The 26,674-nt window shown below is 65.0% G+C and carries 24 protein-coding genes; 8 read left to right on the forward strand and 16 right to left on the reverse strand.

The window, feature by feature from the left end:
* Window positions 1-135: 135 nt before the first annotated feature.
* Genes ACZ1J6_RS12585 through ACZ1J6_RS12595 form a run of 3 tightly spaced genes read right to left on the reverse strand, consistent with a single transcriptional unit; the run spans window position 136 to window position 3,207 of the window.
* Window positions 136-1,383 carry an MBL fold metallo-hydrolase gene (locus ACZ1J6_RS12585; protein ID WP_431566840.1) on the reverse strand — a complete coding sequence of 416 codons (1,248 nt, stop codon included), beginning with the start codon at window positions 1,381-1,383 and terminating at the stop codon, window positions 136-138.
* A 1-nt stretch (window position 1,384) separates the two neighbouring features.
* Window positions 1,385-2,392 (reverse strand): zinc-dependent alcohol dehydrogenase, encoded by a 1,008-nt coding sequence (locus ACZ1J6_RS12590; protein WP_132263187.1) that lies wholly within the window; start codon window positions 2,390-2,392, stop codon window positions 1,385-1,387.
* A 23-nt stretch (window positions 2,393-2,415) separates the two neighbouring features.
* Window positions 2,416-3,207: an SDR family NAD(P)-dependent oxidoreductase gene (locus ACZ1J6_RS12595; protein ID WP_134093057.1), complete on the reverse strand. Its 792-nt coding sequence runs from the start codon at window positions 3,205-3,207 to the stop codon at window positions 2,416-2,418.
* 182 nt (window positions 3,208-3,389) lie between these two features.
* Here ACZ1J6_RS12595 and ACZ1J6_RS12600 point away from each other — a divergent pair, with 182 nt between their 5' ends.
* The 3 genes from ACZ1J6_RS12600 (at window position 3,390) to ACZ1J6_RS12610 (ending at window position 6,175) form a co-directional block, all read left to right on the forward strand.
* Window positions 3,390-4,283, forward strand: coding sequence for a helix-turn-helix transcriptional regulator (locus ACZ1J6_RS12600; protein WP_431566841.1), 894 nt, complete (start codon window positions 3,390-3,392; stop codon window positions 4,281-4,283).
* Window positions 4,284-4,431: 148 nt separating this feature from the next.
* On the forward strand, window positions 4,432-5,613 hold the full coding sequence (locus ACZ1J6_RS12605) for a sulfotransferase family protein (RefSeq protein ID WP_431566842.1): 1,182 nt from the start codon (window positions 4,432-4,434) through the stop codon (window positions 5,611-5,613).
* Window positions 5,614-5,701: 88 nt separating this feature from the next.
* Window positions 5,702-6,175 carry a VOC family protein gene (locus tag ACZ1J6_RS12610; protein ID WP_431566843.1) on the forward strand — a complete coding sequence of 158 codons (474 nt, stop codon included), beginning with the start codon at window positions 5,702-5,704 and terminating at the stop codon, window positions 6,173-6,175.
* A gap of 117 nt (window positions 6,176-6,292) precedes the next feature.
* On the opposite strand, the gene cofH is transcribed toward ACZ1J6_RS12610, so the two are convergent.
* Genes cofH through cofE form a run of 3 tightly spaced genes read right to left on the reverse strand, consistent with a single transcriptional unit; the run spans window position 6,293 to window position 10,358 of the window.
* Entirely contained in the window at window positions 6,293-8,611 is a 2,319-nt protein-coding gene (gene cofH / locus ACZ1J6_RS12615; protein WP_431566844.1) for a 5-amino-6-(D-ribitylamino)uracil--L-tyrosine 4-hydroxyphenyl transferase CofH, read from the reverse strand.
* An 11-nt stretch (window positions 8,612-8,622) separates the two neighbouring features.
* Window positions 8,623-9,579 carry a 2-phospho-L-lactate transferase gene (gene cofD, locus ACZ1J6_RS12620; RefSeq protein ID WP_431566845.1) on the reverse strand — a complete coding sequence of 319 codons (957 nt, stop codon included), beginning with the start codon at window positions 9,577-9,579 and terminating at the stop codon, window positions 8,623-8,625.
* Window positions 9,576-10,358, reverse strand: coding sequence for a coenzyme F420-0:L-glutamate ligase (gene cofE, locus ACZ1J6_RS12625; protein ID WP_465128109.1), 783 nt, complete (start codon window positions 10,356-10,358; stop codon window positions 9,576-9,578). Before cofE ends, cofD begins: the two co-directional genes overlap by 4 nt.
* Window positions 10,359-10,457: 99 nt before the next feature.
* Here cofE and npdG point away from each other — a divergent pair, with 99 nt between their 5' ends.
* The 4 genes from npdG to ACZ1J6_RS12645 are packed head-to-tail and all read left to right on the forward strand — an operon-like array spanning window position 10,458 to window position 13,558.
* Window positions 10,458-11,108 carry an NADPH-dependent F420 reductase gene (gene npdG / locus ACZ1J6_RS12630; RefSeq protein ID WP_431566847.1) on the forward strand — a complete coding sequence of 217 codons (651 nt, stop codon included), beginning with the start codon at window positions 10,458-10,460 and terminating at the stop codon, window positions 11,106-11,108.
* Window positions 11,105-11,749 (forward strand): 2-phospho-L-lactate guanylyltransferase, encoded by a 645-nt coding sequence (gene cofC / locus ACZ1J6_RS12635; RefSeq protein WP_132263201.1) that lies wholly within the window; start codon window positions 11,105-11,107, stop codon window positions 11,747-11,749. Before npdG ends, cofC begins: the two co-directional genes overlap by 4 nt.
* Window positions 11,750-11,762: 13 nt before the next feature.
* Entirely contained in the window at window positions 11,763-12,641 is an 879-nt protein-coding gene (locus ACZ1J6_RS12640; RefSeq protein WP_431566848.1) for an SDR family NAD(P)-dependent oxidoreductase, read from the forward strand.
* A complete protein-coding gene (locus ACZ1J6_RS12645; RefSeq protein ID WP_431566849.1) occupies window positions 12,638-13,558 on the forward strand; it encodes an LLM class F420-dependent oxidoreductase in 921 nt (306 codons plus the stop codon). The genes ACZ1J6_RS12640 and ACZ1J6_RS12645 overlap by 4 nt, the downstream gene beginning before the upstream one ends.
* 3 nt (window positions 13,559-13,561) lie before the next feature.
* Here the strand turns inward: ACZ1J6_RS12645 and ACZ1J6_RS12650 are convergent, their stop codons facing one another.
* The 7 genes from ACZ1J6_RS12650 to ACZ1J6_RS12680 all read right to left on the reverse strand — a co-directional run bounded on the left by ACZ1J6_RS12650 (window position 13,562) and on the right by ACZ1J6_RS12680 (window position 22,424).
* Entirely contained in the window at window positions 13,562-15,211 is a 1,650-nt protein-coding gene (locus tag ACZ1J6_RS12650; protein WP_431566850.1) for an alpha-D-glucose phosphate-specific phosphoglucomutase, read from the reverse strand.
* Window positions 15,212-15,308: 97 nt separating this feature from the next.
* A complete protein-coding gene (locus ACZ1J6_RS12655; protein WP_431566851.1) occupies window positions 15,309-15,947 on the reverse strand; it encodes a JAB domain-containing protein in 639 nt (212 codons plus the stop codon).
* Entirely contained in the window at window positions 15,845-16,354 is a 510-nt protein-coding gene (locus ACZ1J6_RS12660; protein WP_134093068.1) for a hypothetical protein, read from the reverse strand. Before ACZ1J6_RS12660 ends, ACZ1J6_RS12655 begins: the two co-directional genes overlap by 103 nt.
* A 61-nt stretch (window positions 16,355-16,415) precedes the next feature.
* Window positions 16,416-16,754, reverse strand: a complete 339-nt coding sequence (locus ACZ1J6_RS12665; RefSeq protein ID WP_132264142.1) for a hypothetical protein — start codon at window positions 16,752-16,754, stop codon at window positions 16,416-16,418.
* A 66-nt stretch (window positions 16,755-16,820) separates the two neighbouring features.
* Complete coding sequence (locus ACZ1J6_RS12670; protein WP_431566852.1) at window positions 16,821-17,390, reverse strand: helix-turn-helix transcriptional regulator; 570 nt, start codon at window positions 17,388-17,390, stop codon at window positions 16,821-16,823.
* 456 nt (window positions 17,391-17,846) lie between these two features.
* Window positions 17,847-19,649: a translation elongation factor 4 gene (gene lepA / locus ACZ1J6_RS12675; RefSeq protein WP_132263211.1), complete on the reverse strand. Its 1,803-nt coding sequence runs from the start codon at window positions 19,647-19,649 to the stop codon at window positions 17,847-17,849.
* Window positions 19,650-19,715: 66 nt separating this feature from the next.
* Entirely contained in the window at window positions 19,716-22,424 is a 2,709-nt protein-coding gene (locus ACZ1J6_RS12680; protein ID WP_431566853.1) for an EAL domain-containing protein, read from the reverse strand.
* A gap of 186 nt (window positions 22,425-22,610) precedes the next feature.
* Between ACZ1J6_RS12680 and ACZ1J6_RS12685 the strand changes: the two genes are divergently transcribed.
* Complete coding sequence (locus tag ACZ1J6_RS12685) at window positions 22,611-23,981, forward strand: FAD-dependent oxidoreductase (RefSeq protein WP_132263215.1); 1,371 nt, start codon at window positions 22,611-22,613, stop codon at window positions 23,979-23,981.
* Between the two features lie 123 nt (window positions 23,982-24,104).
* Here ACZ1J6_RS12685 and dnaN read toward each other — a convergent pair whose 3' ends face one another.
* The 3 genes from dnaN to fabG form a co-directional block, all read right to left on the reverse strand.
* On the reverse strand, window positions 24,105-25,223 hold the full coding sequence (dnaN, locus tag ACZ1J6_RS12690) for a DNA polymerase III subunit beta (RefSeq protein ID WP_132263216.1): 1,119 nt from the start codon (window positions 25,221-25,223) through the stop codon (window positions 24,105-24,107).
* 186 nt (window positions 25,224-25,409) lie between these two features.
* Window positions 25,410-25,862, reverse strand: a complete 453-nt coding sequence (locus ACZ1J6_RS12695) for a GNAT family N-acetyltransferase (RefSeq protein ID WP_431566970.1) — start codon at window positions 25,860-25,862, stop codon at window positions 25,410-25,412.
* A gap of 22 nt (window positions 25,863-25,884) precedes the next feature.
* On the reverse strand, window positions 25,885-26,649 hold the full coding sequence (gene fabG / locus ACZ1J6_RS12700; RefSeq protein WP_132263218.1) for a 3-oxoacyl-[acyl-carrier-protein] reductase: 765 nt from the start codon (window positions 26,647-26,649) through the stop codon (window positions 25,885-25,887).
* Window positions 26,650-26,674 lie beyond the last annotated feature (25 nt).

Genomic DNA, 26,674 nt, shown 5'->3' on the forward strand with positions numbered 1-26,674 from the left:
CCTAAGGCGACTACCACCTGAATAGTACGTCACAAGCTATCGCAACCACCCTCCGTCGTCCCCGCCTTCGTGGGGACGACGGGGTTTTAGATTGTCTGGTCGGAGGTGATGGGCCGATGGCCCTTACCCAAACCATCAATCGCTGAGCTTGGCCTCCATCGCCGCAATCTCGGACCGCAGCCACATCGTCTCGGACAGGTTCTTGCCGCCGGACGCCGCCAGCAGCGCCTCGTGTGCCGCCTTGCGCACGGTGAGCACCGCCGCATTGTCCGGCTCGGCACTGAGCGCAATATCGGTCAGATGCACGGCCTCCAGCGGAGCCCCCGCATCCAGCTTGGCCTGCGCCCGCTCCGCCAGTTTCGCCGCGCCGCCCGCCAATTCGACAAGATCGGCATCCACGCTCGAACGCGGCACGCCGTAGAGCGCGGTGGTGCCATCCTCGTAGTGAAGCCAGCCCGAATACTCGCGCCAGATCGACTTGACCGCCCAGGACGCCTTGCCGTGGAACTCACCGATCTCCAGCCCTTCCGGCCAGGCGAATTCGCGCATCAGCGTGTGGACGTCCTTGCCCGCTTTCATGCCGTCAAGCGTGTAGTCGCGCACGAAGCTCACGGCCGCGTGCATCTTGTCGAGATCCGCACGAATGCGCTCCGCACCGCGAATGGCCTCACCGTGACCGGTGACGATGATTTCGGCCCCAAGGTCGCGGATCGTCTCCAGCGACTTCAGGTAGTTCCGCACCAGACGCGGCTTGTCACCGCGCAAGGTGTTGAGGAACGGCATCGACAGCCAGACCGGGCCGAAGACATTGCCGGTGAAGGCGATCCTCTCCTTGGGCATCCATACCGTCAGCGAGTCGACCGTCTCACCCTCTGGCGTGGAGATCAACTCGAAGGTTCGGCCGCCCAGTTCGATGGTCAGCTTGCGGTCGACCAAAATGTCAGGAACCACGTTCGGCGCCGGCTTGGGTGTGCCGCCGCGCTTCAGGGTCGATCCCCAGAGCTTGCCGCTCCTCGGCCCGAAGAAGGACTGGAGGCCCATCATGTCGCCCAGCGCCTCGTTGAAGCCCGGCCCACCGACGACTTGCGTGCCGTCTTCCAGGAATTCCGGCACGCCGCCGTAGTGATCGGCATGGCTCTGGGTGAGGATGATGAAGGCCAGCGGCCCGGTGCGCGGCGGCGTCAGCAGGCGCTTGGTGCGCTCCGCATTGTCCATGAAGCCGGTGTTGACCATGACGTCGCCCTCCGACGTCGTCACGAGGTAGGCGTTCGAGATATCATTCGCCTGGAACACGAAATCGGTGATCGCGATGGCTTCCGCCTGTTCGTCGCCCGAGCGGACGAGACCGGCCAGCTTCGGTCCGGCGTCTTTCACTTCGCTCATCTCAAGCCTCCTCGATGCCGATCATGACTTTGGCGGACTGCGGCGTTGCGGCGATTTCCAGGCCCTTCATGATCTCGCTGAACGGCAGCTTGTGGCTGATCATCGCCGCGATCTTGTCCTTCAGGCGTGGCATGGCGGCGATCACTTCGGGCATCTCGGTGGGATAGCCGACCGCCGTGGTGATGGTCATCTCGCTGGTGAGCATGCGCCCGACCGGAAACTCGATGGGCCGCATATAGGCCGCCGTGATGACCAGTTTCGCATGGAACTTGGCCATCATGATCACTTCGGTCAGGATATTCGGCGCGCCCGCCGCGTCGATGAAGGCATCGGTGCCCACGCCCACGCGGCCATAGCTCGGCACTTCGCCGTGAAGCTTCGCCAGTTCCGCGCGCAGATCGATCTTGCTGGGATCGAGGGCGGCCTGCACGCCCAGCGCGCGCGCCCGCTCCAGCCGCTCTTCCGAAAGGTCGAGCGCAACCACGTCGGTCACGCCGCGATCGATCAGCCAGAGCAGCATGCCAAGGCCGATCGGCCCGCAACCGAACACCACGACCTTGTCGCCGGGCTTCACGTCCGCCCGGTTGACGCCGTGCATGGCGACGGCCAGCGGCTCGCACATGGCGGCAACGTCGTAGGAGATGCCTTCGGGGATCGGCAGGATCGAATCGCCCAGGCGCGCCTCCCGCACCAGCAATTCCTGCGTGAACGCGCCCTCCGGTCCGCCCGAACCGATGTTGCTGGGCGTCATCATCGGATTGACGATCACCGCATCGCCGACGGCAATGCCGGAGACTTCCGCGCCCACTTCCATCACTTCGCCGGCGCCTTCATGGCCCAGCGCGGTCTCCACACCCGGCGGAATGCCGCCCATCTTGATGTAGGACAGGTCCGATCCGCAGATGCCGACCGACTTCATCTTGACGACCACATCCTTCGGCCCCGCCGCCGGACGTTCGTAAGCATCGACGCGGACATCGCCGACGCCGTGGATCTTGAGCAGTTCCATAGCTTCTCTCCTCATCCGGCCGCTCAGGGGCGGACCATGTAGCCGCCGTCGATGGTCACGGTCTCACCCGTCATGAACGAGCTGGCGTCCGAACACAGATAGGCGCCGATGCCTTCGAAGTCCGCCGGATAGCCGGTGCGCTTCATCGGGATCGTCGGGGCGAAGTGCGCGGCAACTGCGTCGGCACGCGGGCCATCGCCCATCATCGGCGTCATGATCAGGCCCGGCGCGACGACGTTGGCGCGAATGCCCAACGGTGCCAGTTCGATGGCAAGGCAGCGCACCGCCGCCGCAATCGCGGCCTTCGAAGAGGCATATTCCATCTTGCCCGGCAGGCCCTGGAACAACGAGAGCGAACCGCAAGCGACCAGGCTGCCACCGCTTTCGTCACCCGCCTCGACCCGCTCCTTCATCAGCCGCGCACCTTCGCGCAGGGTGAAGAAAGCGCCGTGGAGCGCGGTGTTCTGGAATTCGTGCCAGTGCTCGGTCGGCATTTCGAACACCGAGTTATAGCGCGGCGAAGCGCCTGAATTGGCGAAAACGCAGTCCACCCGGCCGAAATCCGCCATGACCTGCTTGTAGCCTTCGACGATGTTCGCTTCCTGCGAAACGTCCACCTGATAGGCGATCACCTTGCCCGCACCGGCCGCTTCCAGTTCGGCCTTGGCCTTGGCGCTCTTCTCGGCATTGCGGGCCCAGATCGCCACGTCGCCCCCCATCTTGGCGACGCCCATGGCAAAGCCGAAGCCGATGCCGCCGTTGCCGCCGGTCACCACCGTCACCTTGCCCGTGCAGTCGAAAAGGCCCTTGGCCATCATTCTCTCCTCGATCCCGTTACCGGCCTTCCTGCCGGCACTTTCGTTGGCGCGATGTTTCCCGACAGCGGCCTTGTCCCGCAAGCGTGGGGGGAATAGAAATCAGGCCTTATCCAAGCGTCAGGGACACGAATTCGGGCCGGAGACCCGATAGAGACCTGAAGCGTCCGGGAGAATGAGAGATGCCCGCCAGCACGGCCGCCCCGCTGCCGACCATGACTGTCGACGCCGCGCTTTCCGCGCCGGGAATCCATGCCGAAATCGTCCGTTTCGACATTCCCGAACCCACCGACACCCGCCACGCGGTGGGCGCCGGATACCATGTGAACTTGTGTCTTACGCCCCGCCCGCTGCAATCGCGCGGCGGCTATCGCGAGCGTTGGGGGCCGCACCGGTTCGAGCGGCTGGGCGACGTCTTCGTGATCCCGCCGGGCGAGTCGCTCTACATCCGGGGCGGGAGCGGGCGGCAGGCATCGCTGGTCTGCACGATCGACGCATCGCTGGTGCATGAACTGCTCGGCCGCGAACTGCCGTGGGACGACGCACACCTGGCCGCCGCGCTGGATATCGGCAGCGCGCAAGTGCGCGCGCTGCTGTTCCGCATCACCGCCGAAGTGCGCCACCCCGGCCTTGCGTCACGCCGAATGCTGGAACTGCTGGGCGGCGAACTGGCCATCGAACTGGGGCGCTATGGCCTGGAGGTCTCCGAAAGGCCGATGACCGGCGGCCTGTCCGGCTGGCGCCTGCGCGTGATCGAGGAACGCCTTGCCGGGGACCTGAGTGCGCCGCCACTCAAGGAACTGGCAGACTTGTGCGGCCTTTCGGTGCGCCAGCTCACGCGCGGGTTCCGCGTCAGCCGCGCCTGCTCGATCGGCGACTATATCGAGCAGCGCCGCATGGAAGCCGCCAAGCGCCTGCTGATGGAGGGGGAGAGCGTGAAGACGATCGCCTTTTCGATGGGCTTCGCCTCGCCATCCAGCTTCACTTTCGCCTTCCGCCGCGCGGTCGGCGCCAGCCCCAGCACCTTCCGCCAGCGGCAGGGACGCGCCCTGGCCTCGACGTCGGTCGCGGCGTGAGGCTGCTGCCGGTCTTGACCCGGATTCGACATAACGGCCCGATCTGACGCGCCTGCCGCATTGCCAATCGGCCCCGCGCGCAGGCTATCTCGTATCCATGAGGCCGCCGCAGCGGCCCGCACAGAGACACGGGAAAGAGGATCACGCAATGGCCGAGCAACTTACGGCGGACCAGATCGTCGGCGACGCCCTCGTCGAACAGGCAATGAAGGACACCGGCATCGATGCCTTCGACAACGACACCTGGCGCGAGGGCTTCGACGTCTTCGTGAACGACTTCAACGCCGGAATCGCGCGCGGCCAGTACACCGAAGGCGGCATCGCCCGCGCCACCGCCGATACCCTCCACTACCTTCGCGGCCGCCTGAAAATCTCGGACTACCTGCGCCAGAACCCGGAACTGCTCACCCGCCCGGTCGAGCGTCCCGTCTTCGTGATGGGCGTGCCGCGCACCGGCACCACGCTGCTGTCCAACCTGCTCGCCGCCGATCCGGCGCGCCGTTCGCCGCTGACCTGGGAAATCGACGATCCGGTGCCGCCGGTCGCCTCGAAGGACCTGCTCACCACCGATCCGCGCGCGCAGGCTCGTCTGGCGCAGGAAAAGGCCATGCTGGAAGCCAATCCGGCCATGGGCAAGTACTATCGCGGATCGGCTGTCTACCCGAACGAATGCGTGTTCTTCATGGCGCATGACTTCAAGACGCTGATGATCGATTCCAAGGGCAAGCTGCCGGAATACAAGGAGTTCATCTTCTCCTGCGACATGACCAGCGCCTATGAGTACCACAAGAAGTTCCTTCAGCTGCTGCAGCAGAATGCCGGCGGCGTCTGGAACGTGAAGAAGCCGAGCCACGCGCTCTGGCTGGAGACGATCTTCAAGGTCTATCCCGATGCCCGCGTGCTCTGGGCCCACCGCGATCCCTTCGCCGCCACCGGCTCGCTGTGCTCCGTCATCTCGCTCAGCCACATGGCGCACATGGGCAAGCCGGACACCGCGTGGCTCAAGGAGAACTACACCTGGCAGGCAGCCGAACACGCCAACCGGATCATGGATTTCCGCGACAAGCACGGCGAGGACAAGGTGATCGACGTCCACTATGCGGACATGACCGCCGATCCCATCGGCACGATGAAGAAGGTCTACCGGCAGCTCGGCGACGAATGGACCGCCGAGGCCGAGGCCGGCATCCAGCAATGGGTGGACGACAACCCGCAGGACAAGTTCGGCAAGCACGAATACAAGCTGGCCCAGTACGGCATCGAGAAGGCCGAGCTTGATCCGCTCTTCGAACGCTATCTGTCGCGCTACGACGTGGCCCGCGAAGGCTGATCGCCCATCCGCCTACCTGAGCCCATCGCCCCCGCTTTCGCGGGCGATGGCAATTAAGGCCGGGCGCTAGAAACTTTAGGAGAGACTGATGCTCGAAGGCCGTCACTACCAGAACGCCTATGTCTGCGACAATCTGGAAGCCGGGATCGACTTGTTCCGCGGGCGCGGGCTGACCCGCGAACCGATGATCATTCCGGTGGATCAGCAAGTGCTCACCCCGCAGGGGCTGAAGCGCCAGAAGGGCCGGATCTGCTTCATCTGGATCGGCGAACTCCAGATCGAACTGATCGAAAACGAGATCGATGAAGCGGGCATCTATGCAGGCTGCCAGTCCAACGGCGGCCCGCTGCGCTTCCACCACATCTGCTTCGGCGTCGACGACTGGGCCGATTTCCGCAAGCGCGTGGACGCTCAGGAATTCCCGCTCGCCATGGAGCGGCCGGAAGGCGACGATCCGAACGCGCTGAAGTTCCTCTACCTCGATGCGCGCAAAATCCTTGGGCACTACATCGAATATACCTGGATGCCTGACGCCATGTGGCAGCAGATCAAGGCCATGTAAGACAACGGAAAAGCAGGGGCCATCGCCCCTGCACCCCAGAACCGCACGCCTTGGGCTTGCAGTCTACGTCCCGCGCTCATGTCGAGTTAGGGACCAGGAAAAGTCTGCGGCGCAGCTTTAAGCCGTTTCCAGCACCACTTCCCCATAAAGCGTGGTCCGCTGTTTCAGTGTGCGCCCCACACTCTCCGCCGCCGCGCGCAGTTCAGCGATGGTCACGCCTTGTCCGTGCGCTGCGCCCGCCGCGCGGCTGATGCTTTCGTCCATCAGCACGCCGCCGAGGTCGTTGGCCCCCGCTGCCAGCACGGCGGCCGCGCCGTCCATGCCCAGCTTCACCCACGAGCACTGGATCGAGTTGATCGCCCCGTTCAGCGCCAGGCGCGCCACCGCGTGCATCATCACCGCCTCACGCCAGGTCGGCCCCTTGCGGCACTGTCCGCGCCGGTAGAACGGCGCTTCCATGTGGACCAGCGGCAGCGGCACGAACTCCGTGATGCCGCCGGTGTCGAGTTGGAGATGGCGCAAGGCCAGCAAATGCCGCGCCCAGTGCTCGGTACCTTCGAGATGGCCGAACATCACTGTCGAAGTCGTCGGCAGGCCGACCCGGTGAGCGGTGCCGACCACGTCGAGCCATTCCTGCGTCGTCAGCTTGCCGGGACATATCTGTTCGCGAATGTCGTCGCAGAGGATCTCGGCCGCCGTGCCGGGCAGCGAGCCCAGCCCCGCGTCCTTCAGCATCGCCAGATAGTCCCGCACCGGCATGCCCAGCGTCCGCGCGCCCTGACTGACTTCGAGCGGCGAGAAGGCATGGACGTGCAGGCTGGGACAAGCCTCCTTCACCTCGCGTAGGATCGCAAGATAGGTTTCGCCGGTATAGCTCGGGTGAATGCCGCCCTGCAGGCAGACCTCGGTCGCCCCACGCTCCACCGCCTCGCGGGCGCGGCCGGCGACCTCGGACAGGTCCAGATTATACGGCTTGTCGCGGAAGCCCGCCTTGCTGCTCGTCTTGGAAAACGCGCAGAACGAGCAGGTGTGCGTGCAGATATTGGTATAGTTGATATTGCGGTTGACCACGTAAGTCACGGTATCGCCGCTGACTTCCGCCCGCAGCGCGTCCGCCGCCGCAACCACCGCTTGCGCCGCAGCACCGCGCGTCGCGAACAGCGCGACGATCTCGTCCTCGCTCAATGTCGCCCCGCTCGCCGCGCGGTCGAGGATACGGTGGAGCGAGGCCGCAACCGGGCCTTCGTGATACCGCCCCAGCGGCGCCCGCACACTGCCCGGCGCATGCTGATCGGCCAGCCCCGGGCTCCAGGCACTGTCACGCGCCAGCCCTTCGGCATCGGCGTGGCGTAGCACCGCCGGACGGATCGCCGGATCGAGCCATGATCGGTCCTCGCTCATGACGAAGCGCGGATAGACGGTCAGGCGCTCGACCAGTGGCAGGCCCTTCGCGGCGCAGATGGCGCGCAGCCGTTCCACTTCAGGCCACGGCGCTTCCGGGTTCACATGATCGAGCGTGACCGGCGAAATGCCGCCCCAATCATCGATGCCCGCGTCGATCAGCTCAACCAGGCGCTCGTCATTGAGATTGGGCGGAGCCTGCACGGAAACCCCGTCCGGCAGCAGGATGCGCGCGGCCGCGACAATGCGCAGGAAATCGGCCTCGCTCGCCTCGGGCGCTTTCGCCATCTTCGTGCCCGGCTTGGGGCAGAAGTTCTGGACGATCACTTCCTGCAAGTGGCCGTGCTCAAGATGCAGGTCGCGCAGGGCCAGCAGGGCATCGATCCGCTCGTCCGCCGTCTCGCCGATGCCGATCAGCACCCCGCTCGTCATCGGCACCTTCGCTCTGCCCGCAGCGGCCAGCGAGGCAAGACGCAGGGCCGGCTCCTTGTCGGGCGAGCCGTGGTGGCACATGCCCTTTTCCAGCAGCCGCTCCGAGGTGCTTTCCAGCATCAGCCCCGCCGACGCCGAAACCGGGCGGAGCATCCGGTAGTCGTCCTCCTCCAGCACGCCGGCATTGACGTGCGGCAGCAGGCCGGTCTCCTTCAGCACCCGATCGGCGCAGTGGCGGACGTAATCGATGGTGCGCGTGAAACCACGCTCCGCCAACCATTCGCGCGCGACGGCATAGCGGCGCTCCGGCGCATCCCCCAGCGTGAACAGCGCCTCGCGGCACCCCGCACCGGCGCCGGCGCTGGCGATTTCCAGCACCTCTTCAAGCGTCAGGTAGGGCGCCTCGAGCCGCGAGGGCGTGGTCGCGAAAGTGCAGTAGTGGCAAACGTCGGCGCAAAGGCGCGTCAGCGGAATGAAGACCTTGGGCGAATAAGTCATCCGCGCCGGGCCCTTCGCATCGCGGCGGGCTCTTGCCCGGGCGGTGACCTCCTCCAGCGGAGCGGCCAGCAACCATGCCTTCAACTGGCGGGTCTCATCCTGCATCTGCTCACCCTTCAGATGCCTGCGATGGCAAGCACCTCCTTCGCGAGCCTTTCCCGATCGGCGGCTTCGCGCATCATTGTCTTCGTCACGGTGACCCGAAGGCCCCGTGCCTGCAAGCATGAGACATCGGCCTCATCGGCCTCGTCGATCAAGAGGTGGTCGAGAAGATCGCCCCAATGATCTTGGTAGTGACAGGCAATGGCCTCGTTGCTGACGCCGTGCCCGCGCTCGGCGAGCATCTTGGCCAGCGGCCCTTTGATTGCAGCCCCTCCCACCAGCGGCGAGACCGCGATCACCGGCACCCGCAGCGCCGCCAGCGCGTCCCGCACGCCATCGAGCGCAAGAATCGGATCGACGCTGAGAAAGGGGTTGGAAGGGCAGATGATGACGGCGGCGAGGTCGTCCCGCGCCAATGTCTTCGCCAGACAGGGCGACGGCCTCGCACCCGGCACTCCCTCGAACCGCACATCAAGTACCGGATCAACACATTGATTTTCCACGAACCATCTCTGGAAATCGGTCCATCCTGCATCGGTGAGAACTTGCGTACGCACCGGATCGTCGCTCATCGGCACCACTGCATGGGCAATGCCGAGTTCCCGCGTCAGCCGCGCCGTCACCTCGGAAAGCGTCTCACCTGCGCGCAGCCGCCAGGACCGCGCGATGTGCATGCCCATGTCGCGGTCGCCAAGGTTGAACCAGCCCTCTTCACCCAATGCACGCAGCATGGCCATGGTCTGCCATGTTTCGTCCTTCACGCCCCAACCGCGCACGGCATCGTTAAGCCCGGCCAACGCATAAGTTACGGAATCCAGGTCAGGGCAGATAGTTAGACCAAGATGCTCGAAATCGTCTCCGGTGTTGACGACCAAGGTGAGATCGTCGGGCGCCATGACGGCAGCCAGTCCCGCCGCCAGTTTCGCGCCTCCGACCCCGCCGGACAGCGCGAGAATGTGCTTGCCGCTCATCGAAACATATCCTGCTCAATGGGCCGTAGCCCGCTGACCGCGCCCGGCCCGTCTTCCTCGGTTACCCAGCGTTCGCAGCCGCGCACAAGAGCAGCCGGGGTTCCTTCCGCTCCCTCTCCCATGGCCAGCGCCGCCATGACCGCAATGGAGTCGGCAACACCGATCACGGTTGCCTGCAAGGTGCGGCCATATAAGTCCTGCGCACGGCCCCGACGGTCTTCCAGTACGATCAGCCCCGCGCACCCGATCGCAGTACCGAGCGTCCCGATCCGCCAGGCCCGACCCATCGAATCCGCGATCACGACGCCAACCCTGACTTCACACGCGTTTTGAACTTCGGCCCGTAAGGCACGGGCAGAGGCGTCCGGGTCGAGCGGCCAGAGCAGCACACGGCCACTCTCCCCGCCCTCGACATTGGACGCATCGATCCCCGCGTTGGCCAGTACGTGGCCCGTCCGGTGCGCTGCGATCACGGCAGCGGGCGTGCGGCGCAGGATCCGAGAGCTTTCCTCCAGTATCGCCTGCATCATCTCCGGCTCCCGTCCGGTTGCGCCTGCAAGTTCAAGTGCTTCCTCAGAAGCGGAGAAATCCGCGAGATCGCGGGCGCGGCCCTCCACCTTGGAGACGATCTTCTGCGCGACCACCAAGATATCGCCATCGCGGAACCGGTCACCTTCGGCCGCAAGGCTCGCGCATATCGCTTGCGCAATCGACATTCCGGTAGCGAACATGGGCAATCCGGCGAGCGGTCGCACGGTCAGTTCTGGATTTCGCTTCATCGGTCTTCCCGAACGCCTTTCTAAAAACCGCCCTATCGGAAACGAAAATGCCGGGAACGACAATGACAACAACCAAGAATTCGCGGGAGAGATAATCTGATGGCAGCAATCGCGGTGATCGGCGGAACCGGAGCGCTCGGCAAGGGTATCGCGCGAAGGCTCGTCAAGGCGGGGCATCAGGTGACCATCGGCTCACGCACAGCGGACAAGGCCCGTGCGGTGGCCGAGGAACTGGGCGCGGCCGGCCATGCCGAGAACGGGGATGCCGCAAAGGGCAAGGATGTGGTGATCGTCGCCGTGCCCCACGCCTCGCAAGGTGAAACGCTGCAGCAGATCGCGGGCGTGGTGGGCAATGCCGTGGTCGTCGATACCACCGTGCCGCTGGTGCCGCCCAAGGTCATGCGCGTGCAGCTACCGGCCGAGGGCAGCGCCGCCATGCAGGCGCGCGCGCATCTGGGACCGGACGCACGGCTCGTCACCGCCTTCCATAACGTCTCCGCCCACCACCTCGACAGCGACCATGCGATCGACTGCGACGTGCTGGTCTTCTCGGACGACGTGGAGGCGCGCCAGACAGTGGTGGACCTCTGCCCCGGCATGGGCCTGCGCGGGCTTTCCGGCGGTGCTCTGGCCAATTCCGCGGCGGCGGAAGCGTTGACCTCGATCCTCATCTACATGAACAAGACCTACAAGGCCGACGGCGCCGGGATACGCTTCACCAACCTCACCGCAGCGCCGCAAGTGCCGTGAGCTGCTGGGCACTCATCCCGGTCAAGGCGCCGCGTCTGGGCAAGACCCGATTGGCCTCTGCCTTGGACCCAGAGGCGCGCGAGGCGCTGGTTTCCGGGATGCTGCGCCACGTCCTCGACACGGTGAGTGCCTGCCCTGCGATCCAGCGCGTCTGCGTGTTGGGCCCGGCCCGGCCCAATCTCGGCACCGGCATCCTGCGCTTCGACGATCCCGGCCCCGATCTCAATGGCGCGCTGGAAAGCACCATGGCCGCCATCACCGCCGCCGGGCCGGAACGCATCGTCATCCTCCCGGCCGACCTACCCTGCCTGAGCCTCGCCGACGTGGAGCGACTGGCGCGCCTTCCCGCAGGCACCGTCGGCATCGCCCCCGACCGCCATCACACCGGCACCAACGGCCTGTCCCTGCCGTTGCCTGACGGTATCTGGTTTCCCTTTTCCTTCGGCCAGAACAGTTTTCCAACCCACTGCAATCACGCCATAAATCGCGGACTTACCGTGGAGACGATCGTCTCGTGCGGGTTGGAGAAAGATATAGACCACCCCCTCGATCTCGCGGATGCTGTCCGCCTGCTAAGACGCGTGTTCAACGCCGGACCAGGCCGCCGACCACGCATGGAGCGCCGAAAACGGCCGGCATGATGGGAGAAGCGGTGTGGATGGCACGGTCATCGACCTGACAGGTAAAGTCGTGTTCGTCACCGGCGGCGGCGGCGGCATAGGGCGCTCGATTGCGCTCTGCATGGCAGACATGGGCGCGGACGTCGCCATTCTGGAAGCCATTCCCGAACGCTGCGACCAGGTGGCCGAACTGGTGGAAGCGCGCGGGCGGCGGGCGCTCTGCATCGCAGGCAATGCCATGGACGCGGATGTCGTCCAGAACGCCGTGGCAGAGGCCGCACGCGTGTTCGGCCGGCTCGACGTGCTGGCGAACAATGTCGGCGGCGTCTCGCGGCGGCCTTTCGTAGACCTCGCCGAGAAGAACTGGCGCCGGCACATCGATCTCAACCTGGTGTCCAACCTCGCCGCGACGCAGGCTGCCGTGTCGATCATGATCGAAGGCGGCAACGGCGGCTCGATCATCAATGTCACCAGTATCGAAGGCTCGCGCGCCGCGCCGGGATATGCGGTCTATGCCGCCTGCAAGGCCGGGCTGAACAACCTGACCCGCACCCTGGCCGTGGAACTTGCCCATCACGGCATCCGCGTGAATGCCATCGCGCCGGACTTCACCGAGACGCCGGGCACGCGAGGCCAGTTCGCGGGGCCGGTCGATCCGGCGCTCTGGCACCGGCCGACGCCGCAGCAGGAGGAAGCGATCCGCCGCCGCATCCCGCTGGGCCGAGCCGGAATCGACGAGGAATGCGGCCGCGTCGCGGTGTTTCTCGCCTCCGAACTCGCAAGCTACGTCACGGGCACGATCATCCCCGTCGATGGCGGCACATGGGCCTCCGGAGGCTGGGTCCGCAACGATCAGGACGACTGGGTCCTGCCCCCCGAAGCCGCATCGCGAACGAGAGAAAGCCAGCCATGACCTTCACGCTCAGCACCAGCCTGCCCTTCGATCGCATCGACAGGCCCGAGGAATACGGCACGCTCGAAGCCCTGCAGGAAATCGCGCGCACGGTGGAACGGGCCGGCTTCTACGCCGGAACGGTCACTGACCATCCGGTGCCTTCCGCGCGCTGGCTGGATGCCGGCGGACACTATGCGCAGGACCCGTTCGTCATGCTTTCGATGCTGGGCGCTGTGACGACCAGGCTGCGCCTGCAGACCAACATCCTCGTCCTGCCCTATCGCAACCCTTTCGTGGTGGCGCGGGGGGTCTCGACGCTGGATCACTTCACGCAAGGCCGCGTGATCCTGGGCCTCGGCGCAGGTTACATGAAAGCCGAGTACAAGGCGCTCGGCGTCGATTTCGATGCGCGCAACGATCTCATGGATGAGTACATCACCGCCATGAAGCTGGCCTGGACCGGCGACGAATTCACGTTCGAAGGCACGGGCTACACGGCGCTGGGCAACCGCGTCCTGCCTACCCCGGCGCAAAAGCCCAATCCGCCGCTGCTGGTCGGCGGCAATTCAAAGCGCGCCTTGCGCCGTGCTGCCGAGATGGGCGACGCCTGGCACCCCTTCTTCGTGCCCAAGTCGGTCACCGACACGGCGCGCACGGCCAATCTGGAGGGCGACGAGGACATCAGCGAAGCGATCGCCTACATGAACGCCCATGCGGAAAAGATCGGCCGCGCCGAGCCGCCTAAAGTCATCGCCTCATCGACGTATTCGATCAAGCCGGGGTGGAACGCGCAGGAAGCGCTGGACCATTTCGCGCACCTGAAATCACTCGGCATCCACGGTGCGGGCGCCTCCGTCTACGCCGAAACCCGGGCCGAGTATTGTGACCAGGCCCTGAAGTTCGGCGAAGACGTGATTGCGCGGATCGACTTCTGACGCTCAGGTCACCACGTCGGGCGCCATCCGCCCGGTGTGGCGGGCGATACCGGCGATTTCCTGCGCGGCGGCGATCTGGGCTTCCAGCATGACGCCGGTATCCGCATCGATCTGGCCGGACGCCGGCTCGTAACGCTCCAGATAGACCCGCAAGGTGGCGCCTTGTGTGCCGGTGCCTGAGAGGCGGAAGACCACGCGGCTGCCGTCCTCGAACAGCACGCGCACGCCCTGGTTCTCGCTGACCGACTGATCCACGGGGTCGGTATAGGCAAAGCTGTCCGCATGGGACACGGTGAGCGATCCGAACCTCTTGCCCGGCAAGTCCGCAAGCGCGCCCTTCAGCTCGGACATCAGGCCAGCGGCAGCCTGGCTATCGACGGCCTCGTAATCGTGGCGGGCGTAGTAGTTGCGGCCGAAGCGCGCCCAATGGGTGCGGGCGAGTTGGTCCACGCTGATGTCGCGAACGGCCAGGATGTTCAGCCAGAGCAGCACGGCCCAGAGCCCGTCCTTCTCGCGCACGTGGTCCGATCCCGTGCCCGCGCTTTCCTCGCCGCAGATCGTGACCATTCCGGCATCGAGCAGGTTGCCGAAGAATTTCCAGCCCGTTGGCGTTTCGAAGCACGGGATGCCGAGAGCTTCCGCCACGCGATCCGCGGCGCCACTGGTCGGCATCGAACGGGCAATGCCCGAGAGACGGCCGCGATAGGCCGGTGCGATTTCGATATTGGCGGCCAGCATGGCGAGCGAATCGGAAGGCGTAACGAAGCGCCCGCGCCCGATGATCAGGTTGCGATCCCCGTCCCCGTCCGACGCGGCGCCCAAGTCCGGCGCATCCGGCCCCATCATGAGGTCGTAGAGTTCCTTGGCGTGGATCAGGTTGGGGTCGGGATGATGGCCGCCGAAATCTTCCAGCGGCGTGCCGTTGACCACGGTGCCCGCAGCGAAGCCCAGCCGGTTTTCGAGGATCTCGACCGCGTAAGGACCGGTGACCGCGCTCATGGCGTCGAAGCGCATCGTGAAGCCGCTGGCGACCGCCTTTCGGATCGCGTCGAAGTCGAACAGCTCTTCCATCAGGTCGGCATAGTCGGCGACCGGGTCGATCACCTGCACCACCATATCGCCAATCGTGACTTCGCCCGGCGTGTCGAGATCGATGTCCGGCGTGTCGACGGTCAGCCAGAGGCTGATTTCCTTGGTCCGCGCCAGGATCGCGTCCGTCACGCCCTCCGGTGCAGGACCGCCATTGGCGATGTTGTACTTGATGCCGAAGTCCTCATCCGGGCCGCCGGGGTTGTGGCTGGCCGAGAGGATCAGGCCGCCGCTGGCGCCGTATTGGCGGATCACGTTGCTGGCGGCTGGCGTGGAAAGAATGCCGCCCTGCCCTACCAGTACGCGGGCATAGCCATTGGCCGCGGCCATGCGGATCGCCTGCTGGATCACCGCGCGGTTGTGGAAGCGGCCGTCACCGCCGATCACCAGCGCCGCTTCGGCCGAAGCAGCGCCAGACTGCGGCTTCACCACGTCGAACACCGACTGGATGAAGTTCTCGGCATAGTTCGGCTGCTGGAACACGCGCACTTTCTTGCGCAGGCCGGACGTTCCTGGCGCCTGTCCCTCGAAAGGCGTGGTCGGTACGGTGACGATGTCGGTCAAACCCAATCTCCATGCAGGCGTGCGGCGCGAATGCGCGTGTCGGTATAGATAGCCCCTAAGACAATCCGGTTGCACGTCCCTTAAGGCAAATCGCCATCTAAATCAGACCGTTGTCACTCATACTGAAGATACCCCCCCGCGCGACGACGAAATGGTCGTCCAGGCTGAATTCCAGAGCCCCCATCACCTGCCGGAAAGTCCGGGTGGACTGGACGTCGTCGGCGCTGGGCGTGGGATCGCCGGAGGGGTGGTTGTGCGCCATCACCAAGCGGCGGGCGTCGAGGTCGAAAGCCCGGCGAACCGTCCGCCGCAGGGGCAGTTCGCAGGTGGATTGGCGCGTGCCGACGTGGAAGTCCTCCGCGATGAACAGGCCTTCATGGGTGAAGAACAGCACCATCACGCATTCCTCGCGGCGGCCGAGCAGCCTTTTGGCGAGATACTGGCGGAAAGCCGGGCTGCCCGTCTTCATCGGTTCGCCCAGCAGGGTCTCCCGCCCGGCAACGGCTGCAAGGTCTCGCGCCGCGACGATCACTGCCGCGATGGCGCGGCTGTTGATGCCCGATTCGTCGATTTCGTCCGCCAGCGCCTGGGCCGAAGCGGTGTAGATCGTGCTCAGCGAGCCAAAGCGCCGAATCAGACGGCGGGCAACGACCTCGCTCCCCGCGCCGACGACGGGGCGGAGTATCTGCGCCAGGACGGATAATTGCCCCGTCGCTTCTGCCGCCGCATGTGACACGCCAGGCCCAGGGCCATCGCCAGCAGCTGCACGTAAGATGGTATGATCGACATCACCTGATAGGCCGTCGTCTGGATTTCGACGAGACCCAGCCGATAGAAATGGCTCGAAAAGGCGATGATCTGCGCCCCACCTATCCATAAAGGGTAGAACCTGTTGGCATGGAGCGCGACGTAGCCGATGCCGAGCAGGCTCGACGTGTCGATCGCCAGATGGACGACATCCACCCCGTGGTACACCAGCAGGTCCGTGCCGCGGCCGAGATGATAGATCCGGTCCACCACGACCATGCCGAGCATGATCCCGGCAAGGACGCGCTCAGGTGCATCGCCGCGCCGCCAGGCCAAGAGGAAGAGTATGAGGTAGAGCCCATATTGAACGTAGGCCCGCGCGCCCCAGGTCAGCATGCAAGCCCCCCATGGCCATGCCGCCCGAAACGCGCGGAACCCGCGATCGTACCTGGGTCGCTTAGGCCGATCGCAACATGGCGGCGTCGTCCACCAGCTGGGCGCGATCCGGGCAGGCTTCCGGCTCGTCGGCAATCGCATTGATGTCGCGGCCGATGCCCAGGAGTTCCTGGTGGACGCGGATCATGTCGTTCTGGCTTTCGAGCAAAGTGCGCTGGGTCTTGGCCAGGCGCATCAGCGCGGTCTGGCCGGTGAACGTGGCGATGCCATCTGCCTGGCGTGCCAGCAGCATCGATTCCATCAGACGCGCCGAAGCGAGCAGAGCCGAATCGAGCGAAAGTTCGGCCTCGGGAAGCTGGCGCGCGATCCGGGCGGTAGCAGCGGAAATCGTGATCGACATAGTGACCCCCATCCAGCGGCATCGGCCCGTCCGATGCGCGTGTCTCAATCGTGGCAGGAGGTTGGGTCAAAGCAGGCTGCTCAGCTTGGTGGCCAGGTCCAGACCGAACACCGCGACGAGGAGCAATCCCCCGGCGATGGCGATCATGGCGGCCGTGCGGCTGAGACCCGCGTTCGCTCCATCGAGCACCTCCGGAACGACCCGGGAGAAATTCTCTTCCTGCCAGGGCGCCGTCACCTTGAATGTGGCGCCGTCGGCAAGCGTGAGCCTTTCGACCAGTTCGTCCCTGCCCCGATCCTCATCGAAGAGGGAAACGGTCGGAACCTGAGGATTCTTCTCTGGTAGCGGATTACAGGCTGCTGCCAGGTCCGGCTGAATCTGTTCCGGTTGAGCCTGGTCCTGTTGGAACTGCCTGTAAGCACGGGCGAGCTCGGCACGCGGCGGCGATCCGGTGCGGCTGCGAACGCCTTCGATCCGCTGGTTCACGGCGCTTTCGGAAATGCCCAATTCCCAGGCAATTTCCTTGCTGGTGCGGTTTTCGGCGACGAAGCCCAACACCTCGTGCTGTTTCGAAGTCAGACTGGGAAATATCGCAAGAATGCGTTGAAACTGCGTCATGTCGCCGCCAGCGTCCATTCGCTCAAGTTCCATAACGCTACCGAACCACCCTCGTTCCGTCGTGCCTCATCCGCGCCACCGTTGCCACGCAGTTATAGGTTGTCTGTAAACGTACTATCAACCCGTTACAGGCGCCAATTTAACCACAATGGACTCATCGCCGGGCCACTATGACCAAGGCATTTCGTTGGAATCGATTGCTGAAGACATCGAATCGCGCCGTCAGCCATCCCCGAGCTAAGTCGGGAACCTTAACCAACCTTGCTCAGGCAACGAGTCGCAACCGATTTCAGCGAATTCCAAGGGGAATTGGATCGGAAATGAACTGATTTACCCCGCATCCGGTCAAGAACGGGCGCGAACCAGGGCGCGAGCATCCGGCCACCCCGCACCGACATCTCGGCGCGGACGGACAAGCGTTTCAATGATGGAGGCGGCGGCGGTCATTCGAACCGCCGCCGGGTCGGGCGGGACTTATTCCTCGCCCATGCGCAGTGCGGCGATGAAGGCTTCCTGCGGGATCTGCACGTTGCCGTACTCGCGCATGCGCTTCTTGCCTTCCTTCTGCTTTTCCAGGAGCTTCTTCTTACGGGTGATGTCGCCGCCGTAGCACTTGGCGGTCACGTCCTTGCGCATCGCGGAAATCGTCTCGCGCGCGATCACCTTGGCGCCGATGGCGGCCTGGATCGGGATCTTGAACATGTGCCGGGGGATCAGTTCCTTCAGGCGTTCCACCAGCGCTCGGCCGCGCGGTTCGGCCTGGCTGCGGTGGACCACCATCGACAGCGCATCGACCGGCTCGTTGTTCACGAGGATGTTCATCATCACGAGGTCACCCTCCTGAAGCCCGATCTGCTCGTAGTCGAAGCTGGCATAGCCGCGGCTGATCGACTTCAGGCGGTCGTAGAAGTCGAACACCACTTCGTTCAGCGGCAGCTCGTAGGTCACCTGGGCGCGGCCGCCCACGTAAGTCAGGTCCTTCTGGATACCGCGACGGTCCTGACAGAGCTTCAGGATCGAGCCGAGGTATTCGTCCGGCGTGTAGATCACCGCCTTGATCCACGGCTCTTCCATGAAGTCGATCTTCACGGGATCGGGCATGTCGGCCGGGTTGTGCAGTTCCTTCACGGTGCCGTCGGTCATCGTCAGGCGATAGACCACGGACGGCGCGGTGGTGATGAGATCGAGGTCGTACTCGCGGCTCAGGCGCTCCTGGATGATTTCCAGATGCAGCAGACCCAGGAAGCCGCAGCGGAAGCCGAAGCCCAGCGCCGCGCTCGATTCCATCTCGAAGCTGAAGGAGGCGTCGTTCAGGCGCAGCTTGCCAATCGATTCGCGCAGCTTCTCGAAGTCGTTGGCGTCGACCGGGAACAGGCCGCAGAACACCACGGACTGCACTTCCTTGTAGCCCGGCAGGGCCTGCGTCGCGCCGCCCTTCACCGTGGTGATGGTGTCGCCGACCTTGGCCTGCTCCACTTCCTTGATCTGCGCGGTGATGAAGCCGATCTCGCCCGGACCGAGTTCCGGCAGGTCGATGCGCTTGGGCGTGAAGCAGCCCACGCGGTCCACCAGGTGATCGGTGCCGCCCTGCATGAACTTGACGTTCAAGCCCTTCTTGATGACGCCGTCGATCACGCGCACCAGAATGACGACGCCCAGGTACGGATCGTACCAGGAATCGACCAGCATGGCCTTCAGCGGCGCGGTACGGTCGCCCTTCGGCGCAGGTATCTTGGCGACGACGGCTTCGAGGATCTCGTCGATGCCGATGCCCGACTTGGCGGAGGCCAGCACGGCTTCGGAAGCGTCGATGCCGATCACTTCCTCGATTTCGTGGCGCACCTTTTCGGGTTCGGCGGCAGGCAGGTCGATCTTGTTGATGACCGGGACGATCTCGTGGTCGTGCTCGATTGACTGATAGACATTGGCCAGGGTCTGCGCTTCCACGCCCTGCGCGGCGTCCACCACCAGCAGCGCGCCTTCGCAGGCGGCCAGGCTGCGGCTGACTTCATAAGCGAAGTCGACGTGGCCCGGCGTGTCCATCAGGTTCAGCTCATAAGTGAGCCCGTCGGACGCGGTGTAGTTCAGGCGCACGGTCTGCGCCTTGATGGTGATGCCGCGTTCCTTCTCGATGTCCATGTTGTCGAGCACCTGGGCGCTCATCTCACGGTCGGAGAGGCCACCGGTGCGCTGGATCAGACGGTCGGCAAGCGTCGACTTGCCGTGGTCGATATGGGCAATGATCGAGAAATTTCGGATCTGGGCGAGTTCGGTCATGGAAGCGCCGTTAGCAGCGCTTGGATCGTTTGAAAATGCGGTGATCGCGCATTTTCGGGTAGGGCGTCAGCCGGCCTTGCGCAGCAATCCCGCATCGCCGCCTTCCGGAGCCGATTCCGGACCGGCGCGGGCCGGCGTGAACTGCACCCCGCCGGTGGCATCGAGTTCGAGCGGGCGGACGAATTCCACGCCCATGCGATCCTCCCGGCACCAGCGCGCGGTGGCCAGAACGACATTGTCGTCGGCGAGATGAATGCCGAACTGGGTCTCCGCGGGCACGTTCCACAAGCCCTCGACCATGGCGCCGGTGCTGGAGATGTTGCGGATCGTGGCGTGATAGATGTGCCCGCCGTGCTCCAGCACGACCTTGCGCAGCATGGTCTGGCGAGGTGCGCGGGCCGAGCGCGGGCCCACGGCCACCGCGATCAACCCCCGCTCCAGCCGCGCCACGACTTCGGCGGAAGTCAGCGACTTTTCATAGATATAGCCTTGGACATGGCTGCATCCGAGCAGGCGTACCAGATCGAGTTCGTCGAGCGTCTCCACTCCTTCCGCCGTCGTTTCCATGCCCAGCGCCTCGGCGAGGCTGACGATGGAGGAAATGATCGCGCCGTTGCGGCTGCCCTCGATGGTGGCGCCGCGCACGAAACTCTGGTCGATCTTGATCTTGTCGAACGGCGCCTTCTTCAGATAGCCGAGCGAGGAGTAGCCGGTTCCGAAATCGTCGAGCGCCAGGCGTACGCCGACATCCTTGAGGGCGCTGAACATCGCCTCGGTGGAGATATCCTCGCCCAGAAACACGCTTTCCGTGATTTCCAGTTCGAGGCGGCCGGGATCGATGCCCGAATCGGCGATCGCGCGCGCGACGATCGCCGGCAGTTCGGTATTGGCGAACTGGAGCGGCGAGACGTTCACGGCCACGCGCACCGCGTGCGGCCAGCCGGCCAGATCGCTGCAGGCCTTTCGCAGTGCCCATTCGCCGATTTCCGCCACCAGGCCGGTTTCCTCGGCCACGGGCACGAATTTGGCGGGCGAGAGATAGCCGTGCTTGGGATGCTTCCAGCGCAGCAGCGCCTCGAATCCGGTGATCTTCTCGGTCGTGGTGTGCACTTGCGGCTGGTAGTGCAGCTCCAGCGCGCCCGCGTCGATGGCGTCGCGCAAGTCCTGTTCAAGCTGCTGGCGCTCGCGGGCGTCGGAATGAAGATCGTCGTCGTAGAAATGATGGCGCCCGCGGCCACCACCCTTGGCGGCATAGAGCGCGAGGTCGGCATTGCGGATCAGCGTTTCGACCGTGGTACCGTCTTCGGGGCACATGGCGATGCCCAGGGAAGCACCGATGATGACGCGGGTGCCGTCGATCGAATAGGGCTGCGAGAGATTCTCGATGATCCGGCGGGCGAGATGGCCAAGCCCCTCGTGCTGGTGATAGCCGGGCAGGATGACCTGGAACTCGTCGCCGCCCAGCCGTCCGACCCGGCCCATGTTCGCCACGGTCACGCGCAGGCGCTCTGCCACTTGCTTGAGCAGGGCGTCGCCGGCCGGATGCCCCATCGTATCGTTGACCTGCTTGAAGCGGTCGAGATCCAGCAGGAACACCGCGCAGGCGCGGTTCTCGATGCGGGGCGAGTTGATGACCTTTTCCAGCCATTCCGACATCTGGAACCGGTTGGCCAGCTTGGTCAGCGAATCGAAGCGCGCCAGTTGGGTGACGTGCTGCTGCGACTTGCGCGTTTCGGTGAGGTCTATGCCCGAGCCGCGGAACCCCAGGAAATTGTGGAACTGGTCGAGCACCGGGCGACCGTTGATCGACCACCAGCGCTCGTCCTTCTCGTTCGTCGCCGCCCGCACCGTCACGTCCTGGAAGGACGAGCGGGTCGAGAGGTGGAACGCCAGCGTCCGCTCGCTGTCATGGTCTTCCGCGCGCAGGCGGAACAGGCTCAGAAAGGGTCGTCCGTAAAGCTGGATCTGTTCGGTATCGAGCAGTTCGGCAATGCGCGGCGAGACGTAGGCGATGCAGCCCCGGCGGTCGGTTTCCCAGAACCAGCCCTGCCCGGTATCCTCATATTCGCGCAGGAGTTCCTCGGCACGGTGCCGTTCGCGTTCCTGCTCCGCCCGGTGCGCCGATTCCTCGGCGCCGAGCCGCGCCTGGCGCATCGCCACGACAAGGCCGATGCCCAGGCCCGCGCCCAGCATGCCCAGGGTCGCGGTGGAAGCGGAATGCGCCGCAGCGCCGGCCCAGAGACCGACGGTGGCGGCCACGATCGAGGTCAGGCGGCGGTCGAGCAGCACGGTGGCGAGCAGAACCAGAATGCCATAGCCCTTGACGGTCAGCCGCCAGTCGAGCGCGGCGGTATCCTGAGTCCATTGCGCCGCGGCGACGCCGAAGAGCAGCATGGGCATGGCCACCGCCAGCAACATCAGCGGATAGCGTTTCCAGCTGCGATGATGGAACCTGTTCTCCACGGTCGCCAGCAGCGGCGCGCCAAGACAGAGCAGCATGGCCGCAAAGGACAGCGCCAGGGGCAGCCGGCCCGGCGCGCTGTGCGAGACGACGCCCAGCCCCACCATGATGCAGACCATGGCCGGCGCCATGAGTTCCCAGCGCCGGGCTATGAAGAAATGAAGGGGATCGCTGCTCGGTCCGCGCGGGCGCAAAAAGGCGAAATTCGGAATGCCGGGCCGGTTCTGGGCCTCGGGACGAGTCGCAGGGGCATGCGGGTTCTGCGCGTCTTCACGCGGTGCCCCCGGCAGCTTGTTGAATCCCTTCCTCGCCATCGCATCGGCTATTGCCGCGCGGCCATTGCGAAAGTGTTAAGTCCCGACAACCAAACCCATTGTCGACCGGATATGGCACATCTCGCCCGATCTGCCGGATTTCGCTTGCCGCCGGTCCGCAGCCGTGTTTGCTTCTTTGCTGGCGGGCGCATTTGCCCAGGTTCCGCCCGCTTGGGAGAAAAATCCATGCGACACATCGCCATCGTCGGATCGGGACCGGCCGGATACTACACGGCCGAGGCAGCGCTCAAGCAATGGAAAGACGGCGTCCGGGTCGACATCTTCGATTCCTCGCCCGTCCCCTTCGGCCTGATCCGTACCGGCGTTGCCCCCGATCACCAGTCGATCAAGAGCGTGGCCCGCCGCTACGAAACCACCGCCCTCAGCGAGAACGTGCGCTTCGTCGGCAATGTCATGGTGGGCCGGGACATCTCGATCGACGAACTGCGCGGCCTCTACGACGCCGTCGTCCTCGCCACGGGCGCGCCGAACGACCGCAGGCTGGACCTTCCGGGAGAAGACCTGCCCAATGTCTTCGGCAGCGCCTCCTTCGTCGGCTGGTATAACGGGCATCCGCAATTCGCGGAGCTGCATCCCGATTTCGCGCATGACACGGCCGTGGTCGTGGGCAACGGCAATGTCGCGCTCGACGTGGCGCGGATCCTTGCCAAGTCCGGCGCCGAATTCGAAGGGAGCGACATCGTCGCCCATGCTCTCACCGCCCTCGAAGCCTCGCGGATCAGGCGCATCGTCATTCTCGGGCGGCGCGGACCGCACCAGGTGACGATGACGCCGAAGGAGCTGGGCGAACTGGCGAAGCTCTCGCGCGCCTGCCCCCGCGTCGATCCCGCCGACCTGCCGCCCCTGGCGGAAGACGCGGCGCTCGATCCGGGCATGCGCAAGACCATGGGCCACTTGCGCAGCTTCGCGATGGCGGGCGGCAGCGCGAACGACAACGGCACCGGCATGGCCGACGACGCGCCCTGCCCGGACCGCGACGTGCGAATCGAGTTCGATTTCTTCGCCGCGCCCCGCGCCATACTCGGCACCGACCGGGTGGAAGGCGTGGAGGTGGAACGCACGCGGCTGGTTGACGGCAAGCCAGTGGGAACGGGCGAGACTTATCATGTGCCGGCCGGAATCGTCGTGGCCTGCATCGGCTATCAGACCTCCCGCATTCCCGACGTGCCCTACGACGAGCAGGGTGGCCGCTTTGCCAATGTCGATGGGCGGATCATGCCCGGCCTCTACTGCGTCGGCTGGGCGCGGCGTGGACCGACCGGCACGATCGGCACCAACCGCCCCGATGGTTTCGCCATCGTGGAGAAGATCGACGCCGATGTCGGCGCCCTGGGCGAAGCCGGCAGCGGCAAGGCCGGACGTCCCGGTTTCGACGCCCTCGCCGCCGAGCGAGGGATCGATTACGTGAAGTTCACCGAGTGGCAGAAGATCGACGAGGCCGAAGTCGCCAATGCCCGCCAGGGCGCCCCGCGCGAGAAGTTCACCGAAGTGGACCGCATGATCGCCAAGGCCCACCCCTCGATCCAGGAAAGCTGAGAGCAGGCTGCCGCTCCGGGCCCAGGGCAGCCCGGACGGCGGCGGTGACAGCGGCGGTTACGGCGCCAACAAAAAAGGCCGGGGGTGAACCCCGGCCTTTTCCTGTTCGATCGAACCGTCCGGTCAGACGCGCATCGGCATCAGGACATAGAGCGCGGGGCTCTTCTCGTCCTGGCGGATCAGCGTCGGCGCGCCGGCGTCGGCAAGGTGGAGTTCCACGGTATCGCCGTCGATCTGGCCCAGGATGTCCTTGAGATAGTTGGCGTTGAAGCCGATCTCGAAACCATCCGAAGAGTAGTCCGCCGGGACTTCTTCCGCTGCCGTGCCGTTGTCCGGCGAGGTGACGGACAGGGTCACGCGGTCCTGCTCCAGCGCCATCTTCACGGCACGGGTCTTCTCGGTGGCGATGGTCGCCACGCGGTCCACGCCTTCGAAGAAGCTCTTGGGATCGATCTTGAGCAGCTTGTCGTTGCCGGTCGGGATCACGCGCGTGTAATCGGGGAACGTGCCGTCGATCAGCTTGCTCGTCAGCACAACGCCGTGCTCGCCGCCCAGAGTGAAGCGGATCTTGCTGGCCGAAAGATCGACCAGGACATTGGTATCGAGCGCTTCTTCAAGCAGCTTGCGCAGCTCGCCGACGCATTTGCGGGGCACGATCACATCGGGCATGCCCTCGGCGCCGTCCGGGCGGGCCAGGGTGAAGCGCGCAAGGCGGTGACCGTCAGTGGCCGCGGCCTTCAGTTCCTCGTCCGAAACGTGGAGGAAGATGCCGTTGAGGTAATAGCGCGTCTCTTCGGTCGAGATCGCAAAGCGCGTGCGGTCGATCAGCTGACCCAGCGTGGCGGCCGGAATCTCGAAGCTGGTCGGCAGCTCGCCCTCGGCGATCATCGGGAAATCGTCGCGCGGCAAGGTGGGAAGCTGGAAGCGGCTGCGTCCGGCCTTCACGACCATGCGGTTGTCCGAAGCGTCGAGGCTCACCTGGCTGCCATCGGGCAGCTTGCGCGCGATGTCGAACAGCAAGTGGGCGGAAACGGTGATCGCGCCGGCCTGCTCGACCGAGACGACGCCAAGCGTCTCGACGACCTGCAGATCGAGGTCGGTCGCCATGATGCGCAAGGACCCGGTGCCCGAGGCCTCGATCAGGACGTTCGAGAGAATGGGAATGGTATTGCGCCGCTCGACAACGGACTGCACGTGCGACAGGCAGCGCAGGAGCGTGGAACGTTCGATGGTGGCCTTCATGACAGCCTTTAGTCCCCCTTGATCGGGCAAGGGATGCAAAACATCCCGAATTTCAGGACGAATATCTCTAGCGAACGGAAGGCATGCGGCAAGCGAGTATTGACCGGGTACCGGTGAATCTGGGGATAAATGAGGGGACTTTAGACGTTTTTCGTCCACTTCGAACGCGCTTCGTGCTCCGCCCCGTCAAATTGCTTCAATCAACGCCTTGCCCAGGCAGATCGATTCTTTCCGGCCCGCATATCGCCCATAAGGCGCAATGGGCAGGTAGCCGTGCCGCCGATAAAAGGCCGTCGCCCGTTCGTTGATCTTGCGGGTGGAAAGGCAGACCTGTCGATAGCCATCGGCCGATGCAGCCCTTTCCAGCTTGGCCAGGAGCGCCGCGCCGCAGCCCTGCTCGGCATACATGCGCTTGATCTCGGCCATATCGCCTTCGAGAGGCCGATAGGCGCCGCAACCGATCGCGGCGCCCTCCCCGTCCCGCGCCAGCACGAAAAGGGAGCGGGGCACAAGGACGTCGGACGGATCGAACGAGGCCGTGCCGCCATCGCCGGTGATCGCGGCGAGCGCACCCGAAAGGCGCGCCATCATCGCGGCCGCATCGGGCTCGCGCGGATCGCAAGGTTCGACCCTCACCATCCGCACGACCCCGCGCGTCCTGTCAGATCATCACCATGCCGCCGTTGACGTGGATCGTCTGGCCGGTGACGTAGCCCGCTTCCTTCGAGGCGAGGAACACGGCGGCGGCAGCGATATCCTCGCCCTCGCCCATGCGGCCCATCGGGATGCGGCCGTTCAGCGCGTCCTTCTGCGCATCGGGCAGAACGTCGGTCATCGCGGTGCGAATGAAGCCCGGCGCGACGCAGTTCACAGTGACATTGCGGCTGGCGAGTTCCTGCGCGAGGCTCTTCGACATGGCGGTGATGCCGCCCTTGGCCGCGCAGTAGTTCATCTGGCCGGGATTGCCGGTGGTGCCGACGACCGAGGTGACGTTGATGATGCGGCCGAAGCGCGCCTTCATCATCGGCTTGGTGACGGCGCGCATCAGGCGGAAGGTCGATTCGAGGTTGATCTTGATGACCTGATCCCACTCCTCGTCCTTCATCCGCATGGCGAGGTTGTCGCGCGTGATGCCGGCGTTGTTGATGAGGATGTCGATCTTGCCGAGCGATTCGAGCGCGGCGGGAACCAGCTTCTCCACTTGCTCGGGATCGCCGAGGTTGCAGGCGATGGCGACGTGATCGACGTCCTGCACATGCTGCGGGGTGTGCTCGTCCAGCTCGTCGCGGAAGGCGCGCAGCTTGTCGGCATTCGAGCCCGAGATGGCCAGGCGCGCACCCTGCGCGGCCAGCGCGCGGGCGATCGAGGAGCCGATGCCGCCCGAGGCGCCGGTGACGAGGGCGGTCATTCCGTTGAGGTTGAACATCTTTTCAAATCTCCGTGACGCGCTC

It is taken from the genome of Novosphingobium sp. BL-S-21, from assembly GCF_055521655.1.